The organism is Williamsia sp., from assembly GCF_036566845.1.
Classification (GTDB): domain Bacteria; phylum Actinomycetota; class Actinomycetes; order Mycobacteriales; family Mycobacteriaceae; genus Williamsia.
Map to the genome: position 1 here is coordinate 19,531 of NZ_DATCVM010000105.1, position 15,097 is coordinate 34,627.

The 15,097-nt window shown below is 60.2% G+C and carries 11 protein-coding genes and 1 pseudogene; 9 read left to right on the top strand and 3 right to left on the bottom strand.

The features are described 5' to 3' along the window. Nucleotides 1-166: 166 nt before the first annotated feature. Genes VIQ49_RS09190 through VIQ49_RS09200 form a run of 3 tightly spaced genes read right to left on the bottom strand, consistent with a single transcriptional unit; the run spans nt 167 to nt 3,119 of the window. A complete protein-coding gene (locus VIQ49_RS09190) occupies nt 167-424 on the bottom strand; it encodes a winged helix-turn-helix domain-containing protein (protein ID WP_331883522.1) in 258 nt (85 codons plus the stop codon). Then, a complete protein-coding gene (locus tag VIQ49_RS09195) occupies nt 421-1,599 on the bottom strand; it encodes a restriction endonuclease subunit S (protein WP_331883525.1) in 1,179 nt (392 codons plus the stop codon). Before VIQ49_RS09195 ends, VIQ49_RS09190 begins: the two co-directional genes overlap by 4 nt. Continuing rightward, on the bottom strand, nt 1,596-3,119 hold the full coding sequence (locus VIQ49_RS09200) for a class I SAM-dependent DNA methyltransferase (protein WP_331883780.1): 1,524 nt from the start codon (nt 3,117-3,119) through the stop codon (nt 1,596-1,598). The genes VIQ49_RS09195 and VIQ49_RS09200 overlap by 4 nt, the downstream gene beginning before the upstream one ends. 1,441 nt (nt 3,120-4,560) lie before the next feature. Here VIQ49_RS09200 and VIQ49_RS09205 point away from each other — a divergent pair. The 9 genes and pseudogenes from VIQ49_RS09205 to VIQ49_RS09240 all read left to right on the top strand — a co-directional run bounded on the left by VIQ49_RS09205 (nt 4,561) and on the right by VIQ49_RS09240 (nt 15,097). Beyond that, a complete protein-coding gene (locus VIQ49_RS09205; RefSeq protein ID WP_331883527.1) occupies nt 4,561-5,427 on the top strand; it encodes a hypothetical protein in 867 nt (288 codons plus the stop codon). Next, nucleotides 5,420-7,444 (top strand): transposase, encoded by a 2,025-nt coding sequence (locus VIQ49_RS09210; protein WP_331883530.1) that lies wholly within the window; start codon nt 5,420-5,422, stop codon nt 7,442-7,444. The genes VIQ49_RS09205 and VIQ49_RS09210 overlap by 8 nt, the downstream gene beginning before the upstream one ends. Next, on the top strand, nt 7,444-8,532 hold the full coding sequence (locus tag VIQ49_RS09215; RefSeq protein ID WP_331883532.1) for a hypothetical protein: 1,089 nt from the start codon (nt 7,444-7,446) through the stop codon (nt 8,530-8,532). The genes VIQ49_RS09210 and VIQ49_RS09215 overlap by 1 nt, the downstream gene beginning before the upstream one ends. Then, nucleotides 8,525-8,917: pseudogene (locus VIQ49_RS28925) on the top strand (TniQ family protein); the annotation flags it as partial. The gene VIQ49_RS09215 and the pseudogene VIQ49_RS28925, both read left to right, overlap by 8 nt. Nucleotides 8,918-8,965: 48 nt before the next feature. Beyond that, nucleotides 8,966-10,672 carry a hypothetical protein gene (locus VIQ49_RS09220; protein WP_331883534.1) on the top strand — a complete coding sequence of 569 codons (1,707 nt, stop codon included), beginning with the start codon at nt 8,966-8,968 and terminating at the stop codon, nt 10,670-10,672. 216 nt (nt 10,673-10,888) lie between these two features. Further along, on the top strand, nt 10,889-11,356 hold the full coding sequence (locus VIQ49_RS09225) for a DNA-binding protein (protein WP_331883536.1): 468 nt from the start codon (nt 10,889-10,891) through the stop codon (nt 11,354-11,356). A 566-nt stretch (nt 11,357-11,922) separates the two neighbouring features. Next, nucleotides 11,923-13,014, top strand: coding sequence for a nucleotidyltransferase (locus VIQ49_RS09230; protein WP_331883539.1), 1,092 nt, complete (start codon nt 11,923-11,925; stop codon nt 13,012-13,014). A gap of 152 nt (nt 13,015-13,166) precedes the next feature. Next, complete coding sequence (locus VIQ49_RS09235) at nt 13,167-14,594, top strand: ThiF family adenylyltransferase (RefSeq protein WP_331883542.1); 1,428 nt, start codon at nt 13,167-13,169, stop codon at nt 14,592-14,594. Then, nucleotides 14,591-15,097, top strand: coding sequence for a Mov34/MPN/PAD-1 family protein (locus tag VIQ49_RS09240; RefSeq protein ID WP_331883544.1), 507 nt, complete (start codon nt 14,591-14,593; stop codon nt 15,095-15,097). The genes VIQ49_RS09235 and VIQ49_RS09240 overlap by 4 nt, the downstream gene beginning before the upstream one ends.

A 15,097-nucleotide genomic window follows, 5' to 3' on the forward strand; every position in this document is an offset into this window, starting at 1 on the left:
TGGCCTGCCATGGGTCAGGTGCGAAGAATGTGGTAGCCACAAAGCAATGAGACCACGCGAGGTCCCGCAGAGGGAGTCGTTCTCATTCAGTCGCCCGCGCTTTGAGGTCGGCTTCGGTGATCTCCTCGGGATGTTCCCTCAGCATCCGCTGACCAAAATCGGTGATCTACAATTCGCCGTTCTTGATCTTGCGAACCGCTTGCGCCCGCGTGAGGAACGACAGCGCCCACCCGATTGTCGGTTCGGGTCCCCGACCGGAGTTCAGTGTATCGGCGCGCTGCGCCTCGGTCAGACCCGACCGGGCAATGACCTCGACCTTGAGGTCGCATGTTCGCCAGCTCTCCCCGTCGTCCAATACGTCGAGGGTTGGACCAACAAACTTGGGCCAAGGCGGCACCGCCGACCGCGCGGCCGTATCACTCATAACTCGCCCCGAGAGGCTCGCGATTGTAGCGAGACGAATAGGGCATCCGCGCCCTTTAAACTGTCCGACAACACTGTCCGGTGGGCCGCAATCGCATCACAACGTCGAGCGAAATCCTGTTGCAAAGCGAGCGGCGGCAGTCGAATCGGAAGCTCCTTAATAATCCCCATGTTCAATCCCGCCATGATTGCACCTTTAGCCTTCCCACGTAGATACGACCTGGCGATTGGATGGTAAAGAAAGTAGCTGTGAACAAAGACGGGACTGACCTTATTAATGTCGAGAGTTATGCAGCACAAGTGCTTCGTGTTGATCGCGGCCGGAATTCCTTCCGGCACAATTGCGCAACGCCCGTTCGTTCCCATAATAGTAATTAGGACATCCCCTGGGTAGACCGTATATCGCGATAGCTGCTGATACTTCTCGGGTGTTATGAACCTAGGTCGCGCCCACTCAAATCGGTTACGCACAGCGTTGTCAATGCCGAGTACGGCAATCCCGTCGTCGGTGAATTCTTCATGAAGCAACTGACTCCCAAACGGACCCGTTCGGATCGATCCTTTCCGGGGCGCTGCAACCTCTTCGATCGTCAGCTCCGGCCAAAGATCCCCAGCTGTCGCGAACATATCCAGGAAGACTGCGTGCACGAGCTCGTCGACGCGGGAGACCGTTTCGCGGCGTTTGGCACGCAGAGTCTCTGCTTGGTCCAAGATCGATGCGATGCGGCGCTGCTCAGCAAGGGGAGGGAGCGGCACCATTATTGCCCCTACTTGCTCTGGACGAGCACGCAACAACGAACCGCCGACTCCCGCTACCGTCTGCATCATTCTTGCGTGGAACTCGTCTCCGAGTAGTAGGTGTCGCAGATATTCGGGCGCAAATTCTTCAGATTTGAATACGATCCATTCACCAGAAGCGATCATCCGCCTATCAGTGCGCTCGCCTACAATCCAAGCCCTGCGAATATGCGGGACGATCTTCGAAAGAAGAACGTCTCCTGGTTCAACTAGCTGCTTGGCCGACCCAATGGCGTGACCAGCCAGTAGGTCCGGTTGACGGCTATCGAATGCCGGTACGCTGTAGAGTTCGAACTCCTCATCGGGATACTTCTGCGGAGTCACAGACCCCCGGCGTTTCACGATTGCACCGGCAAGCGGAACGGTCGGCCAGGTCATTTGGCGCTCCGCGGTAGCATCTGGCGCAGTTCACCTAACCCCGACCGAATGTCGAGTTCGATCTTGTCGAGTTCGTCCAAGATTTCCTGCGGCGACCGGTGTTCCACTTCTTCGTGGACGAGCTCCTGGTACCGATTCAAAGCGAGATCATAGCCCTCCGCTTCGATAGCTTCCCTTGGAACGCAGAATGATTGCTCAGTGCGCGCGCGATTCAGTTCGCTGCCGTCCCGGTCGGCCCAGCGCGCCAACACATCTGGCAAGTTGTTCTTGGCGTGCTCATCGTCGGAGAGTTCTGCGAGCGGACCGAGTTTGTCTGCGTCAAGAAGTGCAGCGCGCTTGTCGTCCAGTGACAGTCCGTCGGCTCGCAATTCGTAAAACCAGACATTGTCGGTGCCACCGGAGTTGGTCTTGGTGAAGAACAGTATCGCGGTCGAAACACCCGCATACGGCTTGAAGACCCCAGAAGGCAGTTTCACGACCGCGTCGAGTTTCTGATCGTCGACCAGCATCCGTCGAAGCTCCTTGTGCGCCTTCGTCGATCCGGACAGTACACCATCAGGCACGATCACCGCGCCACGTCCACCTGGCTTCAAGAGACGCAAGAACAATGCGAGGAAGAGGAGTTCAGTCTTCTTCGTCTTGACGATTTGCTGGAGGTCCTTGGCCGTGGTCTCGTAGTCGAGACTGCCTGCGAACGGTGGGTTCGCCAGCACCATTGAGTAAGCGCCAGCGTCGCCGGCGTTGGCCTCTGCGAGAGAGTCCCGGTAGCGAATGTCGGGTTGCTCGATTCCGTGCAGCAGCATGTTCATCGAGCCAATGCGGAGCATCGTGTTGTCAAAGTCGAACCCGTGGAACATCTTGTGGTGGAAGTGCTTGGCTCCTGCGCCAGAGTTGATCGCCCGGGCATGGTGGCTACGCATGTATTCAATGGCAGCGACCAGGAAGCCGCACGTACCCGAGGCTGGGTCGACGATGGTGTCACCAGGTTCGGGCGCCATCATCTCGACCATCAACTTGATGATGTGTCGAGGAGTACGAAACTGGCCGTTCTGTCCGGCGCTTGCGATCTTGCCGAGCATGTACTCGTAGATGTCGCCTTTGGTGTCGAGGTCCTGCATCTCGATGCTGTCGAGGCGGTCGACCACCCTCACTAGCATCGCGGGATTCGGGATCGACAGCCGTGCATCTTTCATGAAGTGCGCGTAGGTCGAGTCCTCGTCCCGCATCGTGCGGATGAACGGGAACACCTGCTGATCGATGGTGTCGAACATCTCCTGCGCCGAGTACGCCTTGAACACCGACCACCGCAACTCGTCACGGTTCGCCGGAAACGGATTACCTGCCAGCGGCTTCTTCGTGAGATTCGCCCGATTTAGTGCACGGGTCTGCTCGTCATCGAGCCGTCGGATGAACAGCAGGTAGGTGATCTGTTCCATCACTTCCAACGGGTTGGAGATGCCACCAGTCCAGAATGCGTCCCATACCGCGTCTACCTTGCTCTTCTGCTCGCCAGTGATCACTGATTGCGCTCCGTAACACTCGTTGTAAACCCGAACAGAACTGTATATCGCATATGTCAGACACCTCCCCGGGTCGACCCGTTCGATGGTTACCAGGTGAGTCAGGCCTCGAGCAGTGAGAACTGGCTGTGCACACCCATACGCCCAATCGAAGGCGAACTGCACGGGCGATCGCCGCGTAGGTCCAGGACATGGAACCGCATGTGCAGTCGGCCGACGGAGAGTTCGCGTGTACGTCCGGCGCGAACGCTGGGCGTGTGCGCGATCTGCGAACCCACTTGCGCGTTCTACGAAGGCCGACTCGGCTACGTCGCTGAACACAACGACCTCGCGGCCTATGGCAAGAACAAGACGATGGTCGCCATCAACCCCCGTAACGCCGCGGTGCAGTACAAGATGGCCTCGTACCGGCCGCGGCGTCGTGCGAGATCCAAAATCTGGTTTACTTCGAGAAGGTCATCGCCAAGATCAACGACCTGTTCGCTGGCAAGTACTACGAGGCCAGTACTCATGTGGTCGTCACTCACATTCGCGACTAACTCACCGAGAGCGCGGCGCTGCTGGAGCGTGCTCGGGCGAATGGGCTGGCCCAGTTCTCGGCCAGCCCGCGTTCAATACGTTCGCCGGTGCAGTGATCGAGTCCATGAAGCGGAGATCGGCCACGCGAGGTGGTTGTTCGAGTCGGCGGAATGGACTGGCATCTCGTCGACGGGTTATCGGTAGCCACCCGAGACACACGTTTTCGCCGACATCGGCCCGCTCATGCACCCGCTGGGGTGGACTTCGGATCTCTCACCGCACGGTCGGCTGGCGTGAGGTCAAGATTCGTTCCGTCCCAAAAAGGGCCATCTCCCTGCGGTCAGGGTTAGCCAAACGACTACCAAGCGATGCTGGGGTTCGGTTGTGCTGGCGGCAGTTCCGTTGTATCCATTGCGATCGCTAACTCTGGATACCGACGCGAGAGAGCCACGCGAGCGCTAATATCCATGACATCGGAGCCTTGAGAGCCCTACGACCGGAAAGGTTCGCAAGTAGTGGTCAGGTCCCGATCCGTGCGTTGTCATCCCCGGTCGCTGGCTTGCGTTGCTTTCGCGTCCCCCGGTAGCGCAGTCGGTTGGCGCACGGGTCCTCCTCATCTTGCAGCACCCCGACCGCCGCGGTTCCCCCAGCGACCCGCCAGTCATCGGCATCCCGAGCGTGCGCAGCAGCTGGCGCGTGGACCGCCCATATCTCTTGTCCCTGTGATGATCTCGCGCCATAGAGCCATGTCACTTTCGGGGCCAGATACACAGAAAGCCGGGCTGCCACCCGGCTTACTGCTTCACCACGCAAGCGCGTGGACCAACCAGCTAATTCGAAGGATATACCCCATGCCTAGTTTTGTGCACCCTTTTCCACCGATGCCTCCCTCACCCTTCACCCGCATTCAGGGAGGGCTGGCATGACTACTCAGCGCCCCACACCACCCCGCGTCCCCGCACGTCGAGGAACGCGCCGGATGGAGGCTGACCTGCGCACACTGTTCGGCAACCAGATGCGCCGCGACGATGCGGAACGCGTGCTGAAAGACGACGAGGCGATCAACGAGTTGGCCTCCTCCGCGACGTTGCTCCTTTGGGACGGAAAGCACGTCCTCGAGAACCCATTCACAGATCTCGGCGACGTCGAGCTTGCACTTCTGCATCCCGTGCGAAGAATCGGCACACACAACAAAGCGCGATCCAAATTTGCCTATCATGCAACACAATTCGACGGACTGCCGCACTTGGTGCTGGCCGAGTCGCTACTCGAAGCCGCCTGGCTTCGTCAGTTCGATCGACGTGCACAACACTGGGGGTACATCGGGCAGCCTGCGGTCGTGCGATGGCAGTACGGCTCAAAAACACTGATCCACATACCCGATGTGCTAGGGCAGGACATCGACCACCATCACTGGTTCGCCGACATCCGATATTCCGGTGGTATGGACACCTTCACCGGTCGTGTCATGGACCGTCTGATGCGCGAGACCTGCCGCCAGGCCGGCACCGACTACGAGATCTTCACGGACATGAAGCCTGAGCGCAGAGCGAACCTGTCGGTGTTGGCGATGCGTCGATGGCGAAACCCAGTCACAGCAGAGGCCTGGTGGCCGGATGTGGACAAATCCCGGCCCGCCACCATGATGTGGCTGTCCGAAGCGGCCGGCGGAGGCCCTGTCGGACTGAGCCGGGCGATTCGTGTCGTCGCGCAGTGCCACGCCGACATCAAACTCTCTGAACCGATCTCCATGCGCAGTCGCCTGACCTGGAGGTCGTCCAATGCCTGAGACCTCACGCCTCTTTCGGGCCAGTGCCAGCTGGGTTTACAACGGCACCTCACACACCATGGTCGCCGTCAACGCGGACAAGTTCCCATCGATGGCCATACTCAGCAATGACAAGACCGGGGAGATGTGCGAAGTTCCGCTACTGCAGGCCATTTCGGGACACTCGCACTGGGTAACTCCAGCGCGGGAGCCGGACGCTGACATGAAGACATCACTCGAGCTACTATCGCCGAAGAATCGCGCAACAGCTTTCGAACGAGCCTCGCATATCCGCGAAGTCCTGTGTGGCAACAAAACTGGAGAGCCGTTCAATCCAAAAACCTGTGACCGCCGGTTCGACCCTGCCCGATATGACATCGACATGCGGATGAACGTCAAGATCGCAGACCTCAAAGGCATCCGGGGTTACAGTCGATCAACCCTCTTCGAACTTCGGCAGACCTACCTGGCGACCAAAGGCAACGTTGCCGCATTGGCACCCGGCGGCATTCCGGTACCTAGCGACCCCCGGATCGGAATCAAGGACAACATTCTTGACCTCATCTCCGCTACGGTCGCCATTCTCAACAGCGAGAGAAAATCGAGCACCAACCTAGACGCCAAGATCGTCGCAGTCCGTGTCGCGCTCGACAACGCCGATGTCATAGACCCAGCACTGACCGCGCGGCGTCTAAAGAATCTCATCAAGTTGTACCAGAGGGGAATCCCACAGGACAGCGCGGTCCAACGACGAAACAAAGAGTCGCGCAACATCTCCGGCCATCGGCGACCAAGGCCTTCGCGACCGCTCAAGCGAGTCGAAGTCGATGGAACACCACTGAACATCGAGGTCTTCGACCACGATAGCGGCGGATCGTTTCGCCCACACGTCCTCGTTGCAACCTGCTGCGCGACAAAACTCTTTCATACCCGCCTGTGCGCGGGCCGACCCACAACCCGTGATGTCAAGCTTCTGTTGTTCGAGATGATGCGTCCCATCGTACTACCCGACATTGAACGCGATCACCTGATAGCACTGGGCATTCCCGAACAGCTTGTCGTCCACCAAAGCGACGAAATCGGTTCCGTTGTTGTGGACAACGGGGGCGAGATGGTGGGAGTGTCCATCATCGACCTCGCACTGCGGTTCGGGATCGACATCGAAGGATGCCGATCCCGTACCGGCTCCGACAAGGGGCAAGTTGAATCGGCGAACGCCTCGCTTGACCTTATGCAGCAGTGGTTCGCCGGGTATGTGGGCAATAGCTCACATAAGCGGGGCAGCGAAGTCAAGGCAGCGATTAGCTTTCGCGCCGCCTCACGCATCGTGCAGGAGTTCGCCCATACGTTCCATCCGTATCTGCCACACACCGGGTTGCCGGCCGACCCGCACGAGACCACTCTTCTATCGCCGGCGCAAGCGTACGCACGCGCGCTCGCACGTGGAGGTTGGGTTGAGACGCGAATCCATGCTGACGATGTGTTCGGCCTCCTCGAATCTGCGGTTGCCGCCGTAGATTCGGGTGTGGTCCGGCACGACGGCCTTAAGTACGCCAGCCCCGAACTGAACTACATCACCCGCGAAACGAACCCGTCGGGCAAATACGAAAAGACCGTACGCATCCACTTCGACCCCGCCGACAAGTCACGAACCTTCTTCTACTCCACCGAACGTGAAAAATGGTGCGAGTTGCAGGCGATTCACGACGACGGCACCGCAGTCGAACCATTCAGTGACATCTTGATGGCGGACTATATGTTTGAACTCCGTCAGAAGAAGTTCTCACCCGACGAAAAGCTCAACGCGCAGTCAGCCTTCGTCCACTTCTGTAATCGCATCATCGAGGCAGAACCGGGCAAATGGGCGCATGACCGGGCCAAACTGCAGACCGCGCTGCAGTCTCCGGAGGGCACTCCCAACGCCAAAAGGCCGATCGTGTCCGAGGACAAGCGAACGAAAGCGTTCCCCGTGGACGTGTCCATCTACGAGATCGATGACTTCGAGATGGCCAAAGTCTATGTCTCGGAGGAAGACTGATGACCACACAACGAGTCATGCGCCCGCTCAACGTCTACGACCGCTTCGACCTCGTCAAGTTCGTTCGCCGCATCGACGAGATGCCGCCTCCTCCCTGCGCCCTTTCGGACAACCCCGCGCTCGTCGCGAATTGGATCAGGAAGATCGGACCTATTGAGACCAGCGACGTGACTGACCTCCATCAGATCATGGTGAACCTACTCATCGAAAACGGATCGTCGGTCAACGGTGCACGACAGTGGCTGGCGATCGATGGTCCGCCACTTGTAGGCAAGACTCTCGCGGTGACAGCAGCCGCGTTGCGGATTCACGACTGGCTCTGCGACAACCAGGCGGACGACGTCGCTGCTCCCTTCGAACACATTCCAGTCGTGATCATCTCTGGCAACCTGGGTGACGGAAAACTCGCACGGACACTGCTCGACAAGATCGCACGGTTCATCGGAGTCCCACTACCAAGTCGCGGCGGCTTCGCCGCAGCGCTCGATTGCCTCGAAGCAGCGATGCGCAACGTCGGCACGCTGCTCATCGTCGTCGACGACGCACATTTCATCAAACGCAGCAGCGGAACCCGCGCGCTCACCGACCACCTGAAGGACATCATGACGGCACTACCTGCAAACTTCGTGTTCGTGGGCGCAGGCCTTCAACAAAGCGCACTGCTCCACGTTCCATCCGAAACCGTCGCGCCACGTTCAGGCCGAGAGCAATCCGGCTCAAAAGTACTCACCGAAGGTGCGTTTCAGCGGTCTCAGTACTCCGCAGTCGAGCAACTTCGACTGCGCATGCAGTACTTTCCGATGCGGCCACTACCCTCCGGCGATCGGAAGCAACCCGACGATCGCTTCATCGAGCGCATGCTTTCGATGATCGACCAGCTAGACAGAATCGAAGGGTTCGACCCGAAGCATCTCCGCACGATCACCGCGCTAAAGCAGATCAACGTACGGTCAGGAGGCCGTACCGGGCGCGGACTCAAACTCATCGCCCGAATCGCCTCCCTCGCAGCCAACATGGGCCTCTCACCCTCACGCGCACACGTCTATGCCGTGACCGGCATGAGCGACGAGGAGATCGACCGTGGTTAGGTTCCCGCTCACAGACCAGCCGCTCCCGGACGAGTCGCTAGACTCCTGGCTTGAGTATCTGGCGAGACTTTTTCGATGCACGGTCCGCGATGTCCTACTTGCCTGCGGAATCGAACCTGGTCGCCGTTTCTCCGGTTTCTCCACCGGTGTCACCGACGATTTCGCGGACAAGGTTGCCGCCGCCACGGGTGCGCCCACTGAATCGATTCGCAACGCAACGCTGCACCGATACGGACGAACGCTGGGGGAACCCGCCACCGGACAACTTGTCCCGGCATTGACTACCGGATACGCCAGTAAGTTCTGCCCGCTGTGCCTTCGCGACTCCGGTGATCGGTGGAGCCTCCGGTGGTATCTGCAAACCAGCGTCGTCTGCCTGACCCATCACTGTGTTCTTCTCCACGCGTGTCCCAGATGCGGCGCGAAGCCACGGATGACGACCGCGCGGAAGCCTCAGACCCTTGAGCCTCAGATACGTCGCGACTCCATCTGCGGAGAAGCGGGATGCGCCGACGAAATTCGGATCGCCGACGTGCACTTCGTCAGTTCTAGCGGTCGCGTATCGCTGGCCCAGGCATGGATCGACAGCGCAAGTACGTCCCCAACAGTTTTAGTGCCCGCGCTTCAGGGACTCGAGGAAACCACACGAACCTTGTTCAAAGACATTGTGAGCATCAGTCTTTCGGCCAGTCGCCGAACAGCAAACGAAGATTCGGAATCCGTAATCGTGCCCTACGGACGTCAGGACCCACACACGACTGCCATTCTCGAGGAAATCGCAGTCAGTCCGGTCGCCAGCAGGAGTGCAATCAGCCAAGTCGTTGCTCAGACGCTTCTCATCATTGCGTGCACGAAACCGGAAAGGAGTCGCGCGATCGAGCACCTTTCCTGGGTTCCGCCAGCGTTCGCGCGACAATACGGTGCCACCCGGCCTGCCAGCGACGACAAACGAGCGGCCACCACTACGAGCACCCGCTACCTTATGGCTCATCGGGCGATGACGACACTGACAGAGAACCAGTCGTCGTCACCCTTATGGCATGCGGAGGTAATGCAGACTGCGCCTGTGTTACCCCTGCCGACCAACTATCTGCCAGCGCGGGCATGGCCGGAAGTGGTCGGCCATCATCCCGAAGTCGGCTGCCGGGCCCGCAGCCTGCTGGCGCTCACCGCAACGATCACTCTGGCTTCCCTTGGCCATTCCGGCAAACCCAAGTCTCAACGCCGGCACTTCGGAATCGTAATGAAGGAGTATCTCCTCGATATTGAACTACAAGCCCTGTGGGCATCCGGGATTCCCGCGGACTCGCTGGATTACTACTTATCGCTGCATGACCACTTGCGGGCGCATCCGCCACCAATCGACTACGCACGCCGACGCACCCTGTTTCCTTCGCCGACAGTCCTCTACGTCAAAGGAACCCTTCACCCGCATCCGACGCGCTTCGTCTGGCAACTACTCACTGGCTCAGATCCGTTCGGTAACACCGGCGCAAGCTCGCACTTCGGCCCGTTCGTGAAGTCGTACATCAGCTTTGTCGCCAAACTCACCACGCGACAACGTGACGCACTCCGTAACGAAGCACAACGAGTGCTGGCAATGAACGGATTAGGAGACGAACCCGTCGTCTACACCCCTATATTCGAAGCTGGCCGGTTTCGACGGCCTTCAGCGAGCGAGCTAGAACAGCGAACCCTGGATTCCGTCATCCTGCCCGGAAGCTACGTTCTAGAGCTACTCGACCCGCATCGAGGTATCACAGCGGAGACGCTAATACGCCAAGCCCTTGACGGCGACGTGGCCCTCGCACGAGCTATCTACCGATTCGTGCGAACCGCGAACCAGCATCAGATGAGAACGGCCGAAGAGATTGGGTTCGGCCAAACCCTGATTTCGTTACACGAGGGGCGGCTGGAGGGCTTTCTCGGCAGGAACCTGCACGTTCGCGGGCGGCGCGGTAACCCCCGGTACCTGACTAGAACCGGTGTTGAGATGTATGAGGCCGCGTCTGCCCAGCTAGCGAGACTCGCCGCGATCGCCGAAATCGAGAAGCGGAACCCGCCAAGACCAGCGGCAGACGTCGACAAGAACCTCGACGACCCCAGTCGAGCCCTCGGCAGCGAGCCACCCGACGCCTAGTCGCCATCACCATTACGCGCCGTCGAGGGTGATATCTGCGTATGGCGTTCCGGCAACGCCCTTGCTGACCACTGGCGCAGGTCCGTGGCAACATGCTCGACGCCCCTTCGAACGAGGTCTCGATGCTGGGTCATCAGCACTGGCATCACGCCCATAACCTCATCAATAATGGGACCAGCGTCCAGGCCGCTGAGTAACCGACGGAGGGAGATCAGCATGAACCACTACGGTAATCCCGAAGACCGCCAGGTCGAGCTGAACCCTGCTTTCTGGGGTCCCGCACCAACCGCGGCCGAGTCCGCAGATGCCGAAGTCGAGAACCGGCGATTGAGATCAGCGGCATACGAAGCCGTCGCAGCCAACAGTCTGACCGAACCTCAGGCCGCATCGACCCTCGGGATGTCGGAAGCCGAAGTTCGCAGCCGTGCCAGCGGTGGGGACCTGATTGCGCTATCTGGCGATCAGTGGCTCTACCCCGCGTGGCAGTTCGACCCTTCGACTCCTGCGGCTCTCCCAGCGCTTCGCGAACTTCTCGCACTGTTCGGTAGCGCCGTCATCCTGACTGAGTGGGCGACAACGCCCAACGCCGATCTCGATAATCGCACTCCCGCAGACCGTCTGGTCGCAGGCGACGAATCGGGGGTACTCCGCATCGCGGCGATCGCCACAGCGGCCGCGTGGTAACACTGGAACCCCACCACTCCAAATCCCGACACTGAACAGATAGCTGGACGCGCTCGCGATCTACTTCAACCTCACCGATCCTGCGTCGGCTGACCAGCTCGAGGCGCTGTTGTGGCGTCCGTCTTCGCGAGAGTTGGTCGACCACTTGCGCCAGGGCCCGCTGATGCCAAAGTGGCTGAAGCCCACAGCTCTGACCTCGCTCACCTCATAACCGGCGATTCCTAACGACTTTCTTCGGTCCGCACCGAGCTCGATCGATGCGAGCACGCTCACTGAAAGAGCGATCACAATCCACTTTCGCACGCAATCCGAGTTCACGATGATCTGAACCGAACGACTCAATATCAGGGCCCCAGATCTCGACCGTCCGTTTCAGGGGCCACACATCTCGGTTGACTGAGATCCCAAATATTTTCTTAGGCAGCACCATTCGAGCACTTGACCGACTCCTAGTCGCGTGACCCCGGATGGTCAAGCCTGATTCCTGGTCTGCCATAAACCGTTCCTGCGCGCGAGATTGGTCGCAACGGCGGGCGATGTCGGACCAAACGCACATACTGTTGGCCTTGCAACTCAAGATCGGGGAAATCATGCACACACTCAGCGAAGAGTTCGGGCAGGCGGTCCGCAACGTCAGCATCCACGGGGTCAAACGCGATCGCGCGATCACCGCACACACCGAAGTACGCGAACTTCTCGAGGCCGACACCGAACTGAGCGGCTGGGGCATCGACACTCGGCTGATCGGATCCTATGCACGCCAGACCGCTCGCTACCCGGGCAAGGACGTCGATGTCTTCCTGCGGTTCAACAACCTCTCTGTGCGGCACAGTCCAGAGAAAATCTACAACGCCGTTGAGCGGGTCCTCGCCGAAGAGTACGGCGTGAAGGACGAAGACGAAGGCGGCCGACTGACCCGCCAGGCGCGGTCCCTGAAGATCGACTTCCCGGCCACTGACGACCAACCCAGCGATGTCTCGTTTTCCATCGACGCGGTGCCGGCCGTGCCATGGGAGACACGTTGGGGGATCCCCAACCGCGATCGCGAAAAGTGGGATAACGATGAGGGGCGATGGATCAAGACCGATCCGGTGCAATTCGCCGACGACACGGACGCACTGGCTACCGCATCATGGAGTCCGACCGTTGGCGCGGTGAACGCTTACCGGCCGATCGTTCGACTGCTACGTCAAGCACGCCATGTTCATCTTGGGGACCAGCGCCCAGGCGGGCTATTCGTCGAAATCGCCGCCTACTACGTGTGGAATGAACGGCTGGTCACAGGAACTTCGTGGGCACAGTTGCTGGCCTCGACATTCGAACACGTCGCGACTCGGCTGATCGATAGCGCGGGCGAAGGATTGATTGACCCGGTCCTCGGCACAACGCTAGAGCCCGAGCTCGACCCTGGGCAGTGGTCCTCAGCTGGGCAGACCTTCAAGCGCCTGTCCAACGATGCCAACGAGGCGCTCGGCGCCGAACGGTGCCGTGCCGCCAAACTTTGGCGCGATATCCTTGGCACGAACGATCGCGGGCAGATCTTGCCGCTGCCGGACGGTTGCGATGCAGCAGGATTTCCGGTCGGGTCCATCACCGCGGTAAACGCTCTGGGCAGTGATCAACCGCGCGGGTTCGCCATGCTTGCCCCGCGTCGTTAAGCGTGCAATTGGATACCTACGATGACGCCGCGTTCGACCGGTTCTGCTCAGAGCTGGTCAACGCCGGCTTCTCGCCCAGCAGAGACGGTGAACGCCTTTACTGGACGGGGCCGATTCGAACGAGCCTGCAGCCCCTTACAGAGGCCTCCCGGATGCAGATCCATTTCTTCCCAGGGTGGCCGCTCCGCTACGCGCACGTGGTCGTGCCGGGCCTACAATCCGAGCACGACGCGCAGGGCACCATCTGCTTGTGGGCTGAAGACGACCCAGCCCAGATCGCCGGCCGTCACCTGCAAGGACTGTTCGACCGCCTCGACCAGTGGGCCGCAGCGGCCCAACAAGGGTTCCACGCCGAAGACCAAGCACTCGACGCACACCGCCTGTATCAGGAACAGAGCAATTATCGAGCCGAACTACCGCTGCAAGACTTGATCGACCGTGGCACCAATGGTTATACGGCGGACGTCTTTGGATTCATCCAAGGCAATGCACTGCTTATCGAGTACGGCAACGCCCCGGACCGACGCACCAGCGGCAAGCCCATCCTCAGCGGCGCGTTCTACCTCCGCAGGCATCTCGCGGTGCCGCCGGCCAACCTCGACGAGGTCCGTGATGCACTGACCCGCCGCCAACGCAACAAACTCACACGCGGACTGGCCAACAGATCCCCGATGGCGTTTCCCGAGCCCAGCGGCGGGCATGACTTCATTGTGCTCGCCTGGCCACGTCACGGAGACGACTACGATGCTGTCGCGCTCTCCATCTCGGGCGATGGAGACACGTTGTGTACGGAGGCTCTGGCTGCCACCTCTAGTGACGCACATGCGTTGCGACGACGCGCCGGCCCCGACGCAGATCGGCTCTCCACAAAGACAGTTTTGATAGCTGGCGCCGGTTCCGTCGGCGGACATGTCGCGGCCGCAGTCGCATGCAGCGGCGTGGGCACAATCCGCTTGCACGACAGCGATTTCCTGACCAGCACCAACCTCGTCCGCCACGTCGGTCCGCGCCAGTACGTGGGCTACCGCAAGACCGAGGCGGTAGCAGTGGCCGTCGAGCAACACGCACCATGGACTGACCTGACCCATCACCCCGACCTGCCTTACGACCCGGTTGGATTGATTGAAGCGATCGACGGAGTCGATCTAGTCATCGACTGCACCGGGGTTTTGCCGATGACGGCCGCACTCGCCGAAACATGCCGCCGGCGCGGCGTTGCACTCGTCGCCGGCGCCTTGTTCCACCACGGAGCGCTGGCTCGCGTCCAACGGCAAGCCGTCGGCGACACCCCGATCGCGGCACGCTCAACCGACACGCGTTATCACTCCCTACCACCAGACGACCAAGCAATCGGTTCAGCAGGCTTCCTCGAACTCGGCTGCACCGCTCCCGTGAATAACGCCCCACCGCTAGCTGTCCTGACCACTGCGGCCGACATCGCTTTCGCCGCAGTCGATTTGTTGACTGAGAGACGCGAACGACCCGATGAGCGCATCACAGTGCTCCGAACGATGGACCCACCATTTCACCGGACGGGCGCAATGGACCCCCGCCACACAGCTTCCGCGGAGCTTCCGTGAACAGCAGCACTCAACTGCGGATCACCGAGACTGCCCAAACCGCGATGACGACGGCCGCCGCACGTGCCCATCCCTATGAAACCGGCGGCATCCTGATCGGTGTGCACCTCGGTGAACACCCGTGGGTCACCGTCATCGTCGAGATCCCCACCAACGAAAGGGACCGTTCCCACTATCGGATTCCTGCCGGAACCACCCAGGCTGCGGTGTTGCGCGCACGGGCGGCTGACTCACGACTCGGATACCTCGGCGACTGGCACAGCCATCCCCACGACGTCGGTCCGAGCCTCACTGATCTCGCGTCGTTGGCCCGAATTTCGCTGAAGTACCCACGGTTACCGAACCCTACCCAAATCGTCGTCCGCAGAACCGATCACGAATACACCTTTGATGCCAGGCGCATCGTCCTCCTCACCCCGCGCATCTGCACCATCGGACTGACGGGCTCACTTCCTCTTGATCCATCTCCGAACACATTCCCCACCGACCCCCGAGGAGCCTAG